Origin of the sequence: Kitasatospora sp. NPDC051164, assembly GCF_044455625.1 — a bacterium.
Lineage (GTDB): Bacteria > Actinomycetota > Actinomycetes > Streptomycetales > Streptomycetaceae > Kitasatospora.
In genome coordinates this window covers 147,414-162,311 of the sequence record NZ_JBITFB010000010.1, presented here as the reverse complement: position 1 = coordinate 162,311, position 14,898 = coordinate 147,414, and the positions used below count along the sequence as shown (strand labels likewise).

Here is a 14,898-nt window from a genome sequence, read left to right as displayed (position 1 = left end):
CGGCACATTGCCTGGCCCGCGAGGGCCGTGCCAGAGTGCCGGGCATGGTCCACCCGCCTGCGTCCGAACCGCACACCGCCGAGCTCGCTCCGGCGAACGTCTTCGACTGGCTCGACGAGGCCGCCGAGCTGCGCGCCGAGGCCGGCCTCACGCGTACCCTGCGCAGCCGGCCCGCCGAGGACCCGGTGCTCGACCTCGCCGGCAACGACTACCTGGGCCTGACCCGGCACTCCGAGGTCACCCGGGCCGCGGCGGAGGCCGCGCTGCGCTGGGGCGGCGGGGCGACGGGCTCGCGGCTGGTGACCGGGACGACCGCGCTGCACACCGAACTGGAGGAGGAGCTCGCCGAGTTCTGCGGGGCCGAGGCGGCACTGGTGTTCTCCTCCGGGTACACGGCGAATCTGGCCGCGCTCACCGCGCTCACCGACCCGGACACCCTGATCGTGTCCGACGCCTACAACCACGCCTCCCTGATCGACGGCTGCCGGCTGTCCCGCTCCGACGTCCACCGCGCCCCGCACAGCGACCCGGCGGCCGTCGCCGAAGTGCTCGCCGCCCGGACGCAGCGGCGGGCGCTCGTCGTCACCGACTCGGTGTTCTCGGTGGACGGCGACGCCGCCCCGCTGGCCGCGCTCTCCGAAGCCGTCCGCGCGCACGGCGCCGCCCTGCTCGTGGACGACGCGCACGGGCTGGGCGTCCTCGGCCCCGGCGGCACCGGGGCCCTCGCGGCGGCCGGGCTCGCCGGGCGGCCGGACACCGTCGCCACCGCGACCCTCTCCAAGTCCCTCGGCTCCCAGGGCGGCGCCGTCCTCGGCCCGCGCCGGGTGATCCGCCACCTCACCGAGACCGCCCGCACCTTCATCTTCGACACCGGCCTCGCCCCGGCCGCCGCCGGCGCCGCCCTCGCCGCCCTACGCCTGCTGCGCGCCGAACCGGCCCGCGCCGAACGCGCCCGCGAGGTCGCCCGCACCCTCGCCCGGCAACTCACCGCCGCCGGCCTGCACGCCTGCGAGCCGGACGCCGCCGTGGTCTCCGTCCGCGCCCCGGGCCCCGAGGCCGCCGTCGCCTGGGCCGCCGACTGCCGCCGGGCCGGCCTCGCGGTCGGCTGCTTCCGCCCCCCGTCCGTCCCGGACGGCATCTCCCGCCTGCGCCTGACCGCCCGCGGCGACCTGACCGACGGGCAGATCGCCGACGCGGTGCGGATCATCGCCGAGCTGGCCCCGGCGGGCGCCCGGCCCGAATAATCGCTCGGTGCGGCCGGGTGTGCCCGGGCAGGATGGCGGCATGCCGGATCTGCTGTGGGACGACGTCGCGTGGCTGCTCGATCCGTCCGGTGGGGGCACCCTGCCGGACGTCTACATCGCCAACACCACGGCCGCGGACTGGCAGGCGGTGCTCGACCTCGTCGTGGAGCGTGGCTGGTCGTACCAGTACTCCGAGGGGAGGACCGTCCTGCCGCTCCCGAGCGCCGCGACGGTGCTGTCACGCCCGGCCGACGCCGAGTGCCCGAACCTGTGCGTGTGGCCGACCGCCGATGTGTGCGCGATCTTCCGGTTCCTCGGGGACGAGCAGATCGACTTCGACGTCTCGCTGTGGGAGCTGCAGGGCCAGGAGCGGCTGGACGTCCTCTGCGGGTTCCTGGCGGCGATCGGACGGCGGCTGGGTAAATCGGTGCCGATGTACTTCGAAGGCGACACACGGGCGCCGTTCCTCGGGTTCGACGCCGAGGCCGACCGGGTACGGGTGATGTGGAAGCCGTCGGACGGGTGACCGGGGTGCGCTACGGCCGGTCCGCCACCAGCAGCGCTTCCGCGCCGATCGGGCGATAGCCGGCGGCCTGGAAGGCGCGGACGCTGGGGGCGTTGCCGGGGGCCTGTTGGGCCCAGATCGTGTCGCCTTCGGGGAGGAGGTGGCGGGCGGCGCCGGCGAGGGTGCGGCCGAGGCCGCGGTTCCGGGTGTGCGGGTCGACCTCGACGGCGCACTCCCAGCGGCCGGCGACGCCGCGACCGAGGATGAGGACGCCGCCGTCGGTGACGCCGCCGTCGGTGGTGAAGACACGGACGTCCTCGCGGTAGCGCAGGGCCCGGAGCACCCGGGGGTGCTCGCGGTCCCGGACTTCGGTCAGTGGCAGCGGCGGCTCACCCGGCAGGCGGTCGGCGACCGTCAGCAGGTCGATGTTGTTGACGGTGCGTCCGGTGCGTTCGCCGAAGGCGGTCAGGAAGGGCGGGCAGAGCGGGGCGGACAGCGCGTCGCCGGGGGTGGCGGCGAGCGTCGAGTGCACCCAGGCCGGGTCCTCGTCGGTGAAGACGACCGCGTGGGCGGCGAAGGACACCACTCCGGTCTCGCGCGGTGACGGCTGCGACACCACCGTGACCGATCCGTCCGGCGGGGGGAACACCCCGCGTGCCGCGTCCGCCAGGATCTCCGCCAGCCCCCGCACGCCCGTCTCCACGCCCATCCGCGCCCCCAACCGTCGAAAGGGCCAGCCTATGCCGCTGCCTTCATTGCTTGCGGGCCCGGCTCGGCTGGACGCGGGTGGGTTCGCCTGCAGCCTTGGGGTGGTCGGGCGGGTAGGGGAGTTCGCCGAGGCCCTCGTCGTGCAGTTGCTTGTCGTACAGCTCCAGGAGGCCTTCGAGGCGGAACGCCTGGCCGTCCATCTCCGCGTTGAGGTCGCCGAGTTCGGCGAAGCGGGCCGGGACGGTGCGCAGGTCGAAGTCCTCGGGGGTGGCGTCGTCGAGTTCGTCCCAGTGCAGCGGGGTGGAGGCGGTGGCGCGGGGGCGGGCGCGCAGGGAGTAGGCGGAGGCGATGGTGCGGTCGCGGGCCATCTGGTTGTAGTCGACGAAGATCCGTTCGCCGCGTTCCTCCTTCCACCAGGCGGTGGTGACCTTGCCGGGCATCCGCTGTTCCAGGACCCGGCCGAGGGCGATGACCGCGTGCCGGCCGTCGGTGAAGGTCCACTCGGGTTCGAGCGGCACGTACACGTGCAGGCCGCGTCCGCCGGAGGACTTGGGCCAGCCGCGCAGTCCGTGCTCCTCGAGGAGGGCGCGCAGTTCGTGGGCGGCGCGGGCGGCGTCGTGGAAGTCGGTGCCGGGTTGCGGGTCGAGGTCGATGCGCAGTTCGTCCACGTGGTCGGTGTCGGTGCGCCGTACAGGCCAGGGGTGGAAGGTGAGGCAGCCGAGGTTGGCCGCCCACAGGACGGCGGCGGGCTCGGTGGGGCAGATCTCGTCGGCGGAGCGGCCGCTGGGGAAGTTGATCCGCGCGGTGGGCAGCCAGTCCGGCAGGCCCTTGGGGGCGCGTTTCTGGTAGAAGAACTCGCCGTCGACGCCGTCCGGGAAGCGCTGCAGTGTGGTGGGGCGGTCGCGCAGGCCGCGCAGCACTCCGTCGGCGACGGCCAGGTAGTACTGTGCGACGTCCAGCTTGGTGAAGCCGCGCTCGGGGTAGTACACCTTGTCCGGGTTCGACAGTCGGACGGTGCGCCCGGCGACTTCCAGTTCCACGGCTGAGCCCATGCCATTCACGCTAAGCGCGCGGGGCCCCGTGCGCCCCCCGAGTCCCGCGCACACCCCCAAACCCCGGCGAACGCCCCCCGAGCCTGGCGCGCGCCCCGGCGGGAACGGGGCGAGGATCGGACGCATGGACCTGCCCGTGATGCCGCCGGTGGCGCCGATGCTCGCCAAGTCGGTGGCCAAGATCCCGCCCGGGATGCAGTACGAGGCCAAGTGGGACGGCTTTCGCACCATCGTGTTCCGCGACGTAGCCGAGGTGGAACTCGGCAGCCGCACCGGAAAGCCGCTGACCAGGTACTTTCCCGAGCTGGTCGAGGCCTTCCGGCGCGAGTTGCCGCCCCGCTGCGTGCTGGACGGAGAGGTGGTGATCGCCCGTGACGGCCGCCTGCGCTTCGAGGAGCTGCTGGAGCGCATCCACCCCGCCGCGAGCCGGGTGAAGCTGCTCGCCGAGCAGACCCCGGCCTCCTTCGTCGCCTTCGACCTGCTCGCCCTCGGGGACGACTCGCTGCTGGACGAGCCGCTGTCGGTGCGCCGCCCGGCCTTGGAGGCGGCGCTCGCCGAGGCCGCCGACCCGGTGTTCACCGCCCCCGCCGTCACCGACCGGGACCTCGCGCAGACCTGGTTCGCCGAGTACGAGGGCGCCGGACTGGACGGGGTGGTCGCCAAGCCGCTGGACCAGCCGTACCGGCCGGGGGAGCGGACCATGTACAAGATCAAGCACGAGCGCACCGCCGACTGCGTGGTGGCCGGCTACCGCGAGCACAAGAGCGGCCCGGTGGTCGGCTCCCTCCTGCTGGGCATCTTCGACACCGAGGGGAAGCTCCAGCACGTCGGCGTCTGCGCCGCCTTCTCGATGGCCCGCCGCCGCGAACTCGTCGAGGAGCTGGCCCCGTTGCGGATGGACGACCTCGCTCGGCACCCCTGGGGCGCCTGGGCGGACGAGGCCGCGCACGCCGAGGGCCGGCTGCCCGGCGCGGTCAGCCGCTGGACCGGCGGCAAGGACCTGTCCTGGATCGCGTTGCGTCCCGAGCGGGTGGTCGAGGTCGCGTACGACCACATGGAGGGCACCCGCTTCCGGCATACCGCGCAGTTCCGCCGCTGGCGGCCGGACCGCACTCCGGAGAGCTGCACCTACGAGCAGTTGGAGGAGCCGGTCTCGTACGACCTCGGCAAGGTGCTCGGAATCTGACGGATCGTCAATCGTCAACACTGCTGACACTGAAAGGCCGAACACGGGCGGAACGCCGGCGGCCCGAACGGAAAGGGTCCGTTCGGGCCGCCGGCGGGTGGGTGCGGGAGGTCAGGAGACGCGCAGCGAGCCGGTGCCGCTCGCGGTGGCCGACGGCCCCGACGGCGAGCCCGTGCCGCCGGTGATCGTGGCGAAGGCGGACGGCGAGCCGGAGGTCGAACCGGACGCCGACCCCGAGCCCGGCGCCGACGGCGCGGCGGTCGCCGGCGGGATCGAGTAGACGTTCTTCGGCGAGATGATCTTGGTGATCGCGTTCGCGAACAGCGACGACGGCTCCGAACCCTGGTACAGCACATCGGTGTTGAGCAGCATCGCCAGCGTGCTCTGCGCCTCCGGCAGGTACACGGCCACGCTTTCGTAGCCGGGCATCGAGCCGTTGTGTCCGATCCACCCGTAGTTGTTGAACAGCCCGAAGCCGTACGTGACGCCGGGGTCGCCGGTCGGCAGGGTCTTCAGGCGTTCGGCCTGGGTGGCCGGTTTGACGAGGGTGCCGGTGGCCATGGTCTTGGCCCAGCTCTCCAGGTCGGCGAGGGTGGTGATGACGGCCCCGGCGGTCCAGGCCCAGGACGGGTTCCAGTTGGTGGCGTCCTCGATCGCCCCGGTGGGCGTCTGGTCGGTGTAGCCGTGGGAGTGCGGGTCGGGGATGCTCGCGTCGACGGGGAAGCTGGTCTTGGCGAGCGAGGCGGGGGTGAACACCTGGTCCTTGAGGAACGCGCCGGCGGGCTGCCCGCCGACCTTCTCGATCAGCTTGCCCAGGATGATGTAGTTGCTGTTGTTGTACTGGAACTGGGTGCCGGGCGGGGAGACGGCGGGGTGCTTGTACCCGTAGGCGAGCAGCTGGTCGGGGGTGAACACGTGGTTCGGGTTGCTGATCAGCGTGTTCACGAAGTCCGGGTCGGAGCTGTACGGGAACAGGCCGCTGCGCATCTCGCCGAGCTGGCGGACGGTGATCCCGTCGCCGCCGGGGACGCCGTCCACGTACTTGGAGATCGGGTCGTCCAGGGCCACCTTGCCCTGGTCCACCAGCCGCAGGACGGCGGTCGCGGTGAAGGTCTTGGTCTCGCTGCCGATCCGCGAGTACAGCCCGGGGTCCATCGCTGCGCCGCTGGCCTTGTCGGCGATGCCGAAGGACTTCTGGTAGGTGCCGCCGGGCGTGATGATGCCGACCGAGATGCCGGGGACGGAGGCCTGGCTCATCACCTGCTGGATCGCGGAGTCCAACTGTGAGGTGACGGCCGGGGTCAGCGGTACCACCGCGCCCGGGGACACGTTCACCGAGGTGGTGGGGGACGGGCTGAGCGCGGCCGGCTCGCCGGCGACCGCCGGGCCGCCGGCCGGCTGGGCGGGCTTCGAGTCGCCGGAGCAGGCCGCGGTGGCGAGCAGGCCGGTCAGGGCCAGGGCGGCGGCGGTCACGCGCCCTGCCGAACGGACAGCGGTCGATCGCGCAACGGCCGAGCCGGCACCGGCGGAGTGCGCACCGGCCGGTCGCGCACCGGTCGGGCGGATGGCGGCCGGTCGCGGCCGTCGGGTCTTGGTCATGTGGCGAGAGCGCCTCTCTGGGGCGGTCGGCCCCTTGGGCTGGGGCCCCGGAGTGCTGCTCCACGGGGCGCGGGGGAAGCGTCGCCACCGTAAGCACCGCTGCCGCCGGGCCGCGCGCGGGTCGGTTCCCGGCTGATCCGAACGGGCCCGTCGTCAGCCGAGTGCCCCAATCCGGCTGGCGGCCGCCATCAGGAACCGTCAAACCCGCTTAGAACCGGTCAAGCCCCTCCAAATGTCCCCGTCCACCCGCCGGTTGGAGTCGCGCCCGCCGCTCCGCGCTCGGCCGAACGAGTGAGCACCGGCATGCCGCACCCCCTGCCGGCCGCCACTCGGGCACGATCGTTTAGCCCAGCTGTGGCCGTCCTTAAGAATTCCTCGATGGACCGCACCCCCTCCCACCAGGCAGATTTCTGCCTGCCCGGAGTGCGTCCGCCAGGACCGGCCGAACCGGGCCACCTCGGCCTGCCCGACCCCCGAAGGCCGTCCCCCCGCGCGTCAGGAGCCGCCCCCGTGAAGGCACTCGTCAAGCAGAAGGCCGAGCCCGGCCTCTGGATGATCGATGTCCCGAAGCCCGAGATCGGCCCCAACGAGGTGCTGATCAAGGTGCTGCGGACCGGCATCTGCGGCACCGACCTGCACATCCGCAAGTGGGACGGCTGGGCGCAGCAGACCATCAACACCCCGCTGGTGCTCGGTCACGAGTTCGTCGGCGAGGTCGCCGAGATCGGCGCCGGCGTCGCGGACATCGCGATCGGCGACCTGGTCAGCGGCGAGGGCCACCTGGTGTGCGGCAAGTGCCGCAACTGCCTGGCCGGCCGCCGCCACCTGTGCCGCAACACCGTCGGCCTGGGCGTCAACCGCGACGGCGCCTTCGCCGAGTACGTGGCGCTGCCCGCCTCCAACGTCTGGGTGCACCGGGTGCCGGTCGACCTGGACGTGGCCGCGATCTTCGACCCGTTCGGCAACGCCGTGCACACCGCGCTGTCCTTCCCGCTGGTCGGCGAGGACGTGCTGGTCACCGGCGCCGGCCCGATCGGCATCATGGCCGCCGCCGTCGCCAAGCACGCCGGCGCCCGCAGCGTGATGATCACCGACGTCTCCCCGTACCGCCTCGACCTGGCCCGCGAGGTCGGTGTGACGCTGGCGCTCAACGTCGCCGAGCACACCATCGAGGAGGGCCAGCAGAAGCTCGGCCTGCGCGAGGGCTTCGACGTCGGCCTGGAGATGTCCGGCCGCCCCGAGGCGATGCAGTCGATGATCGCCAACATGACGCACGGCGGCAAGATCGCCATGCTCGGCCTGCCGGCCGACGACTTCGCCGTCGACTGGGCGCGGATCGTCACCTCGATGATCACCATCAAGGGCATCTACGGCCGCGAGATGTTCGAGACCTGGTACGCGATGTCCGTGCTGCTGGAGGGCGGCCTGGACCTCAGCCCGGTGATCACCGGCCGCTACGCCGCCGACGACTTCGCCGCCGCCTTCGACGACGCCGCGAGCGGCAACTGCGGCAAGATCATCCTCGACTGGACCGCCTGAGCCACCCCGCCGACGCAAAAGGAGCCTGTTGTGTTCGACAACGTGCGCGCCGACATCGCCACCACCCTCGACGAGATCCGCGAGGCCGGCCTGTTCAAGCCCGAGCGGGTGATCGGGACCCCGCAGAGCGCCGCGGTCACCGTCACCGGCGGCGGCAAGCCGGGCGAGGTGCTGAACTTCTGCGCCAACAACTACCTCGGCCTGGCCGACCACCCCGAGGTGCTGGACGCCGCCAAGGACGCCCTGGACCGCTGGGGCTACGGGATGGCCTCGGTCCGCTTCATCTGCGGCACCCAGGACGTCCACAAGCAGCTGGAGGACCGCCTCTCGGCGTTCCTCGGCCAGGAGGACACGATCCTCTACTCGTCCTGCTTCGACGCCAACGGCGGCGTCTTCGAGACCGTGCTCGACGACCGTGACGCCGTCATCTCCGACGCGCTGAACCACGCGAGCATCATCGACGGCATCCGGCTCAGCAAGGCCCGCCGCCACCGCTACGCCAACCGCGACATGGCCGACCTGGAGAAGCAGCTCCAGGAGACCCAGGACGCCCGCCGCCGCCTGATCGTCACCGACGGCGTCTTCTCGATGGACGGCTACGTCGCCCCGCTGCGGGAGATCTGCGACCTGGCCGACCGCTACGACGCCATGGTCATGGTGGACGACTCGCACGCCGTCGGCTTCGTCGGCGCGGGCGGCCGCGGCACCCCCGAGCTGCACGGCGTGATGGACCGCGTGGACATCATCACCGGCACCCTCGGCAAGGCCCTCGGCGGCGCCTCCGGCGGTTACGTCGCCGCCCGCCGGGAGATCGTCGCCCTGCTGCGCCAGCGCTCCCGCCCGTACCTGTTCTCCAACTCGCTGGCCCCGGTGATCGCGGCCGCCTCGCTGAAGGTGCTCGACCTGGTCGAGCAGTCCAACGAGCTGCGCGAGCGACTGGCGGCCAACACCGCGCTGTTCCGCACGAAGATGACCGAGGCCGGGTTCGAGATCCTGCCCGGCGACCACCCGATCGCCCCGGTGATGATCGGCGACGCGGCCGAGGCCGGCCGGCTCGCCGAACTGCTGCTGGAGCGCGGCGTGTACGTGATCGGGTTCTCCTACCCGGTGGTCCCGCACGGCCAGGCCCGGATCCGGGTGCAGCTGTCCGCCGCGCACTCCACCGAGGACGTCGAGCGCGCCGTCGCCGCCTTCGTGGACGCGCGCGCCGCGCTGGGAGAGTAACCGCCGGGGAGCAGCCCGCTGGGGGTGCTACCCGCTGGGGGAGCAACCCCACCGAGACTGCCCGCGGGCCGGTCCGCTCGGAACCGGACCGGCCCGCGGGCTCACGACCGCCGTGCGGCGGAGGCGCGTCGATGCCTCTCCGCCGCACGGCTCACCAGACCATCCGCCCCACCCTCCCGCTTCGGGGGCGGGACGCCGGCCCGGCCGACGTCCCGCCCCCGTTCGCGGTTTTCGGAGCAGTCGGACCAGCGGGATCAGCCAAATCGGCCGGGTCGGCGGGATCAGTCGTCGTCCTGGCCCTGGTCGTCGTCCCCGTCGCCGTGGTGCCCGGACGGGCGGGCGAAGACCTGGTAGCCGCCGGTCGCCGGACCCTTGGTGCCGGTGACCAGGTTGCCGCTGGTCGAGCCGAAGACCACGGTGTCGCCGTGGGCGTCCACGAAGGGGTCGACCGAGGAACCGTCGCCGAACGAGCCGTCCGGCGCGGTGGCGACCCGCTCGGTGCGGCCGGTGCGCAGGTCCTGGCGGTAGACGTCCCAGCCCGGGTGCTGCGGGCCGGCCACCAGGTTGTCGGCGGCGGAGGAGAAGTAGATCCAGCGGTTGTCGGCGGTGATGCTGCCGTGGTCGGAGGTGCCGACCGAGGTGGTGCCGGGCAGACCGCCGCTGACCTTCGTCACGGTGCCCTTCCTGAGGTCCCGGACGTACAGCACCAGGTGGTACCGGTGGCCGTCGGTCGACCCGCCGGGCTCGGGCAGGGCGTACACCGCGCGCCGCCCGTCCGGGCTGATCGTCGCGTCGAAGCTCGCGTAGCCGAGCTTGCCGTCGAGGCCGAGGCTCGCGGCGGAGATGTGGCCGGACTGCACGTCGTACGTGTAGTAGGCGCCGGTGGTCGGCCGGGCCAGGTTCGGCTGCGCCAGGCCCGCCCGGGCGCCGCGGGGCAGGGCCGGGGCGGTGCCCGGGGCGAGCTCGACGTCGGCGGGCGCGGCGGGCCGGGCGGCGGTGGCAGCAGTGGCAGCGGCGGCGGCCTCGGCGGCCGGGGCGGCGAGGGCCGGGGTCTGCTCGGCCGGCAGCAGGTTGGACGCGAAGGAGGTGAAGCCGATGGTGCGGCCGTCCGCGCTGATCGTCGGGTTGAGGGACATGCTGTCGCCCGGCTTGCCGTCCGCGCCGAGGGACACCAGGCGGGTCTTGCCGGTCCAGCGGTCGGTGACGTAGATGTTGTAGTCCCAGGTGTACGGCCTGGCGAGCGAGGGGTCGCCGCCCTGGAGGGCCGGAACGAGGTCGGTCCGGGAGGACACGAAGGCCACGTAGCGGCCGTTCGCGCTGATCGAGGGCGCGTACGAGGCGTGGAACTTGTCGGTGTCGGTGCTGGTGAGCCCGCCGCTGACCAGCTCGGTGCGGCCGGTCTTGCGGTCGCGGACGTACACCTCGGTCCGGCCCTGGACCGGCAGGCAGGGCAGCACGTTGTCGGCGTCGCTCTCGAAGACGACGTAGCGGCCGTCGGCGTTGATCGCGACGTAGTCGGTGAAGCCGTTCAGCACCGAGCCGTCGTCGGCCAGGTTGACCCGCTCGGTGCCGCCGGTCCGCAGGTCGCGGACGTAGGCGTCGCGTCCGCTCTTCGCGGGCTGGGACACCAGGTTCGTGGCCCAGGAGGTGAACAGGGCGTAGTGGCCGTCCGCGCTGATCCCCTTGCTCCACGACTGGTTGTCCGGCACGGCGCCGTTCAGCCCGACGCTGACCTGGACGGTGCCGCGCGGCGCCGGGGCGGCCTGGGCCGGAACGGCGACCGTGGCCAGCACGGCGGCGGCCGCCAGGATGCTGCCGCTGCCGGCCAACCACCGGTTGCGGGTGGTTCGGGTGTTGCGGGTCATGGGCGTTGTCCTCCCCCAGTGATCGCCTCTGCCGCCGGGCTCCCTCCCGGCGACGGGCTCCTGGAGAGCCAATCGCCGGGAGGGAGCGACGGTCAACGGCCGGGGGTGATCTCGGCGGAAAATTCGTCAACGGACGTATCCCGCAAGGGAGTCAGGCCATCGACGGCATCGGATCAGGCCATCGACGCCGGTGCCGCCGAAGCCGGTGTCATCGATGTCGGTGCCATCAACGCCGGCGCCGCCGAAGCCGGTGTCGTCAGAGGCGGCGCCGGAAGACGTCCGTGAGGTTGTTGGTGTCGCCCGGGACGAGGTCGCCGTCCGTGGCGTTGAAGACCACGGTGCCCCCGAAGGCGTCCACGGACGGCGTGAACGACGAGGCGGTGCTCTGCGAACCGTCCTGGGTGAGGCTCACCCGCTCGGTGCGTCCGGTCCACAGGTCGCGGCGGAAGACGTCCGTCTGCTGGTTGGTGTCGTCGGGCACCAGGGTCTCGACGTCGGACGTGAAGTACACCCAGCGGCTGTCGTAGGTCATGACGGGCTCGGACGAGGAGAGGTCCGTCGTGGTGCCGGGGAGCGGGGTGCTGACCTGGGTGACGGTGCCGGTGGCCAACTCGCGGGCGTAGACCACCAGGTGGACCCCGTGCGAGCCGGGCCGCCCGCCGGGCTGGGGGACGCTGTAGACGGCGTAGCGGCCGTCGGGGCTGATCCGGCCGTCCTGGCCGGAGGCCCGGAAGGCCCCCGTCTCGTCGTAGCTGGCGCCGCTGATCCGGCCGGTGCGGGCGTCCCAGACGTAGAAGGGGTAGAACCGGGGCACCGCCAGCCGGGGCTGCGCGCCGGTGGTGGGTGCGGTGGCGTCGTCGGCCGGGTCGGAGGTGCCGGAGGTGTCGGCGGAGGTGCCGAAGGTGCCGGCGGGGTCCTGCCCGGGTGGGAGCAGGTTGCCGGCGCGCGAGGTGAAACCGACGGTCCGGCCGTCCGCGCTCAGGGTCGGCTCGAAGGAGTTCTGGTCGGCGGGCGTGCCGTCGGCGCCGACCGTGATCAGCCGGGTGGTGTGGGTCCGGCGGTCGGTGACGTAGACGTTCACCTTGCCGCGCTTGACCGTCGCCCCGAGGTCGGTGCGGTCGGAGGCGAAGGCCACGTAGCGGCCGTCCCAGCTCAGGCTGGGGTTGATGGCCCTGCGGATCGACTGGTCGTCGGACGTCGAGCCGGTGCCGGCGCTGATCAGCTCGGTGCGGCCGGTCCACCGGTCGCGGACGAAGACGTCGTACTCGTGCTTCTGCTGGCCGGGCACCACGTTGGTCGCGGCGGTGCTGAACGCCACGTACCGGCCGTCGCCGCTGATCGAGGCGTCGTAGACGCTCGCGTCCAGCCGGGAGCCGTCGTCGGCCAGGTCGACCTGTTGGACGTGCCCGTTCCGGAGGTCCTTGACGTAGAGGCCCTCGGTGGCATCGGTGTGACCGGGGACGAGGTTGGTCGCCGTCGAGCTGAACAGCACGGAGCGGCCGTCGGAGGTCAGCCCGAGGCCGTACGAGTCGCCGTCGAGCCCCTCGCCCTTGGGCCCCTCGCTGACCCGGGCGGTGTCGCCCTTGGGCGGCCGGGCCTCGGCGGCGGGCATCACGGCGCCGACCGCGGTGGCGGCGGCCAGGACGCAGGCGGCGCGGGCCAGCCGGCGGCGGGTGCGTGCGGTGGTCATCGATCATCCTCCCCAGATGACGGTGCCGGGCCCGCTCGACCCCCGCGGCCCGTTGGGCACGAGCCAAGCGCCGCCCGGCCCGGCGGTCAACGAAGTGAAGCGATCTCGTCCGGAAATACGTCACCGGTGGTACCTCCGTCCGACCCCGCGCTCCCGCCGCGGGCCGATCCTTCCGGTCGAGAACCCCGGCCTGCCCGGTCCGGTCCGCCGCGCTGGCAGAATTGGCTTGTGATCGACGCACGACGGCTGCGGACCCTGCGGGCCGTGGCGGACCACCGCACCGTGACCGCCGCGGCGGCCGCCCTCTACCTGACCCCCTCCGCGGTCTCCCAGCAGCTGGCCGCCCTGGAGCAGGAGACCGGGCACCACCTGCTCGCCCGTGAGGGCCGGGGTGTGCGGCTGACCGCCGCCGGGGAGATCCTGCTCGGCCACGCCGACGTCGTGCTCGCCCAGCTGGAACGCGCCGAGGCCGACCTCGCCGCCTACAGCGCGGGTGTCTCCGGCGAGGTCACCGTGGCCTCCTTCGCCACCGGCATCGGGCTGGTGCTCGCCCCCGCGATCGGCCTGCTCGGCGAGCGCGCGCCGGGGGTGCGGCTCAAGGTGCTGGACGCCGAGGGCGACGCCAGCCTGCCGATGGTCCTGGAGGGGCGGGCCGACCTCGCGGTGGCCGTCGAGTACCGCGGCGCCCTGCGCGCCGACGACGCGCGGCTCACCCGGGTGCCGCTGTACGCCGAGCCCTTCGAGGCCGTCCTGCCGCTCGGCCACCGGCTGGCCGGCGAGGCCGGACCGCTCGCCGTCGCCGCGCTGGCCGACGAGCCCTGGATCGGCCCCTACCCGGGCAACCCCTGCCACGACGTGGTCCTGCTGGCCTGCGAGCATGCCGGGTTCCAGCCGCGGCTGCTGCACTCCTCGGACGACTTCCGGGCCGTGGTGGCGCTGGCCTCGGCGGGCGCCGGGGTCGCCCTCGTCCCGCGCTCGGCGCTGCGCGGCGTCGACCTCGGCCAGGTGGCCGTCCGCCCGGTGGACAGCGAGCTCGCCACCCGCCGGGTCTTCGCGGCCGTCCGGGCCGGCGCCGACGGGCACCCGCTGATCCGCCCCGTCCTCGACGCCCTCGCCGAGGCGGCCGCCGCGGGCGCGTAGCGCGGCGGGGGCTGGGGCGGGGGCTGTGGTGGGGGCGTCCGGAAAGCGGGAGGGTCCGTCAGCGAGGGGTCCGGAAAGGCTGTGCGGCTGCTCGGCGTCCCGGGTCGGGCGGCCGCGCCGTGTGCAGGTGGCGCGGCGTCCCGGCCCGGGCGGCCGTGCAGCCGCTGGTCGGTGGGGGCGGTCGGAGGGCCCGACCGCCGGGGTCACCCGGTCGTGAGGGTGATCAGGCGGACGGCGGGGGCGGAGACCACCTGCACCGTCCCGGTGTCGGGCAGGCGCAGCTTGACGAAGCCGCCCTGGAAGGCCACCAGTGCCCTGGGCACCGAGGAGACCGCTTCGCCGTCCGCGTTCACCACCGTGTAGCCGGCGACCAGTTCGACGGCGGCCTCGGCCCAGTCCTCGTTCATGCGTCCCCCGTGTACGAATGTCCCGCAAAAACGGTACTGATCGGTACCGACTGGAGGACGGTACCGACCGGTGCCGTTTGGCGTCAAGAGCGGTTAGGATCGCGTACATGGCAGTCAACGCACGGGCGCGCCTGCTGAGCACGGCAGAGTCCCTCTTCTACGCCAACGGGATCCACGCGGTCGGCGTGGAGCGCATCCTCTCCGAGTCCGGTGTGGGCCGGGCCTCCTTCTACCGGCACTTCGCCGGCAAGGAGGCCCTGGTGACCGCCGTCCTGGAAGGCCGGGACGCGCGGTGGCGCGCCTGGCTCTCCGAGCGGGTCGCGGCCCACGGCGGCCACCCGCTCAACGTCTTCGACGCGCTGGCCGAACGGTTCGCCGCGCAGGACTACCGCGGCTGCGTCGCCATCAACACGATGACCGAGATCGCCGACCGCGCCAGCCCGGCCCGCGAGATGGCGGCGCTGCACAAGAGGCGCGTCATCGAACTGGTCGAGCAGCTCATGCGGGATGCGGACATCCCCGAACCGGACCGCCGCGCACGGCAGTTCGCCCTGCTGATGGACGGCGCCATCGTCACCGCCCTGCGCGAGGGCACCGCGGACGCCGCCTGGCGGGCCCGCGGCATCGCGGAATCCCTGCTGGCCGCCTGAGCCCGGCCGTACCGCCGGGCCCTGCTGACCCACCAGCCCACTCGACGGGTGTCCCGGCGCGTCCGGTGTCTCCCATGTGAAGCACCGTG

The 14,898-nt window shown here is 73.3% G+C and carries 13 protein-coding genes; 7 read left to right on the top strand and 6 right to left on the bottom strand.

Annotated features, from left to right (window positions below; all coding sequences use genetic code 11):
- The first annotated feature begins 44 nt into the window (after nt 1–44).
- Nucleotides 45–1,244: an 8-amino-7-oxononanoate synthase gene (locus tag ACIBEC_RS17095; protein ID WP_360502892.1), complete on the top strand. Its 1,200-nt coding sequence runs from the start codon at nt 45–47 to the stop codon at nt 1,242–1,244.
- 40 nt (nt 1,245–1,284) lie between these two features.
- Nucleotides 1,285–1,770: a hypothetical protein gene (locus ACIBEC_RS17090; protein WP_360502895.1), complete on the top strand. Its 486-nt coding sequence runs from the start codon at nt 1,285–1,287 to the stop codon at nt 1,768–1,770.
- 10 nt (nt 1,771–1,780) lie between these two features.
- On the opposite strand, the gene ACIBEC_RS17085 is transcribed toward ACIBEC_RS17090, so the two are convergent.
- Together ACIBEC_RS17085 and ligD are read right to left on the bottom strand one after the other, a co-directional pair.
- On the bottom strand, nt 1,781–2,458 hold the full coding sequence (locus tag ACIBEC_RS17085) for a GNAT family N-acetyltransferase (protein WP_360502898.1): 678 nt from the start codon (nt 2,456–2,458) through the stop codon (nt 1,781–1,783).
- 43 nt (nt 2,459–2,501) lie between these two features.
- On the bottom strand, nt 2,502–3,509 hold the full coding sequence (gene ligD / locus ACIBEC_RS17080; RefSeq protein WP_360502901.1) for a non-homologous end-joining DNA ligase: 1,008 nt from the start codon (nt 3,507–3,509) through the stop codon (nt 2,502–2,504).
- Between the two features lie 124 nt (nt 3,510–3,633).
- Here ligD and ACIBEC_RS17075 point away from each other — a divergent pair, with 124 nt between their 5' ends.
- Complete coding sequence (locus ACIBEC_RS17075; RefSeq protein WP_360502903.1) at nt 3,634–4,695, top strand: ATP-dependent DNA ligase; 1,062 nt, start codon at nt 3,634–3,636, stop codon at nt 4,693–4,695.
- 111 nt (nt 4,696–4,806) lie between these two features.
- Here the strand turns inward: ACIBEC_RS17075 and ACIBEC_RS17070 are convergent, their stop codons facing one another.
- Nucleotides 4,807–6,168 carry a serine hydrolase domain-containing protein gene (locus ACIBEC_RS17070; RefSeq protein ID WP_360502906.1) on the bottom strand — a complete coding sequence of 454 codons (1,362 nt, stop codon included), beginning with the start codon at nt 6,166–6,168 and terminating at the stop codon, nt 4,807–4,809.
- A 636-nt stretch (nt 6,169–6,804) separates the two neighbouring features.
- Here ACIBEC_RS17070 and tdh point away from each other — a divergent pair.
- Nucleotides 6,805–7,833, top strand: a complete 1,029-nt coding sequence (tdh, locus tag ACIBEC_RS17065; RefSeq protein ID WP_360502909.1) for an L-threonine 3-dehydrogenase — start codon at nt 6,805–6,807, stop codon at nt 7,831–7,833.
- 30 nt (nt 7,834–7,863) lie between these two features.
- Entirely contained in the window at nt 7,864–9,057 is a 1,194-nt protein-coding gene (locus ACIBEC_RS17060) for a glycine C-acetyltransferase (RefSeq protein WP_360502912.1), read from the top strand.
- 281 nt (nt 9,058–9,338) lie between these two features.
- Here ACIBEC_RS17060 and ACIBEC_RS17055 read toward each other — a convergent pair whose 3' ends face one another.
- The gene (locus ACIBEC_RS17055) at nt 9,339–10,922 is read right to left on the bottom strand and encodes a hypothetical protein (RefSeq protein ID WP_360502915.1); all 1,584 of its coding nucleotides are present in this window, start codon (nt 10,920–10,922) and stop codon (nt 9,339–9,341) included.
- Nucleotides 10,923–11,178: 256 nt separating this feature from the next.
- Nucleotides 11,179–12,612: a hypothetical protein gene (locus ACIBEC_RS17050; RefSeq protein ID WP_360502918.1), complete on the bottom strand. Its 1,434-nt coding sequence runs from the start codon at nt 12,610–12,612 to the stop codon at nt 11,179–11,181.
- Nucleotides 12,613–12,840: 228 nt separating this feature from the next.
- Between ACIBEC_RS17050 and ACIBEC_RS17045 the strand changes: the two genes are divergently transcribed.
- Nucleotides 12,841–13,752, top strand: coding sequence for a LysR family transcriptional regulator (locus ACIBEC_RS17045; RefSeq protein ID WP_360502921.1), 912 nt, complete (start codon nt 12,841–12,843; stop codon nt 13,750–13,752).
- Between the two features lie 203 nt (nt 13,753–13,955).
- On the opposite strand, the gene ACIBEC_RS17040 is transcribed toward ACIBEC_RS17045, so the two are convergent.
- The gene (locus tag ACIBEC_RS17040; RefSeq protein WP_360502924.1) at nt 13,956–14,159 is read right to left on the bottom strand and encodes a hypothetical protein; all 204 of its coding nucleotides are present in this window, start codon (nt 14,157–14,159) and stop codon (nt 13,956–13,958) included.
- 107 nt (nt 14,160–14,266) lie between these two features.
- Here ACIBEC_RS17040 and ACIBEC_RS17035 point away from each other — a divergent pair, with 107 nt between their 5' ends.
- A complete protein-coding gene (locus ACIBEC_RS17035) occupies nt 14,267–14,809 on the top strand; it encodes a TetR family transcriptional regulator (RefSeq protein ID WP_360502927.1) in 543 nt (180 codons plus the stop codon).
- Nucleotides 14,810–14,898 lie beyond the last annotated feature (89 nt).

Bases quoted from the DNA above. Each gene is read 5' to 3' on its own strand.
- ACIBEC_RS17095 (WP_360502892.1), top strand. From the start codon at position 45: ATGGTCCACCCGCCTGCGTCCGAACCGCACACCGCCGAGCTCGCTCCG.
- ACIBEC_RS17090 (WP_360502895.1), top strand. From the start codon at position 1,285: ATGCCGGATCTGCTGTGGGACGACGTCGCGTGGCTGCTCGATCCGTCC.
- ACIBEC_RS17085 (WP_360502898.1), bottom strand. From the start codon at position 2,458: ATGGGCGTGGAGACGGGCGTGCGGGGGCTGGCGGAGATCCTGGCGGAC.
- ligD (WP_360502901.1), bottom strand. From the start codon at position 3,509: ATGGGCTCAGCCGTGGAACTGGAAGTCGCCGGGCGCACCGTCCGACTG.
- ACIBEC_RS17075 (WP_360502903.1), top strand. From the start codon at position 3,634: ATGGACCTGCCCGTGATGCCGCCGGTGGCGCCGATGCTCGCCAAGTCG.
- ACIBEC_RS17055 (WP_360502915.1), bottom strand. From the start codon at position 10,922: ATGACCCGCAACACCCGAACCACCCGCAACCGGTGGTTGGCCGGCAGC.
- ACIBEC_RS17050 (WP_360502918.1), bottom strand. From the start codon at position 12,612: ATGACCACCGCACGCACCCGCCGCCGGCTGGCCCGCGCCGCCTGCGTC.
- ACIBEC_RS17040 (WP_360502924.1), bottom strand. From the start codon at position 14,159: ATGAACGAGGACTGGGCCGAGGCCGCCGTCGAACTGGTCGCCGGCTAC.
- ACIBEC_RS17035 (WP_360502927.1), top strand. From the start codon at position 14,267: ATGGCAGTCAACGCACGGGCGCGCCTGCTGAGCACGGCAGAGTCCCTC.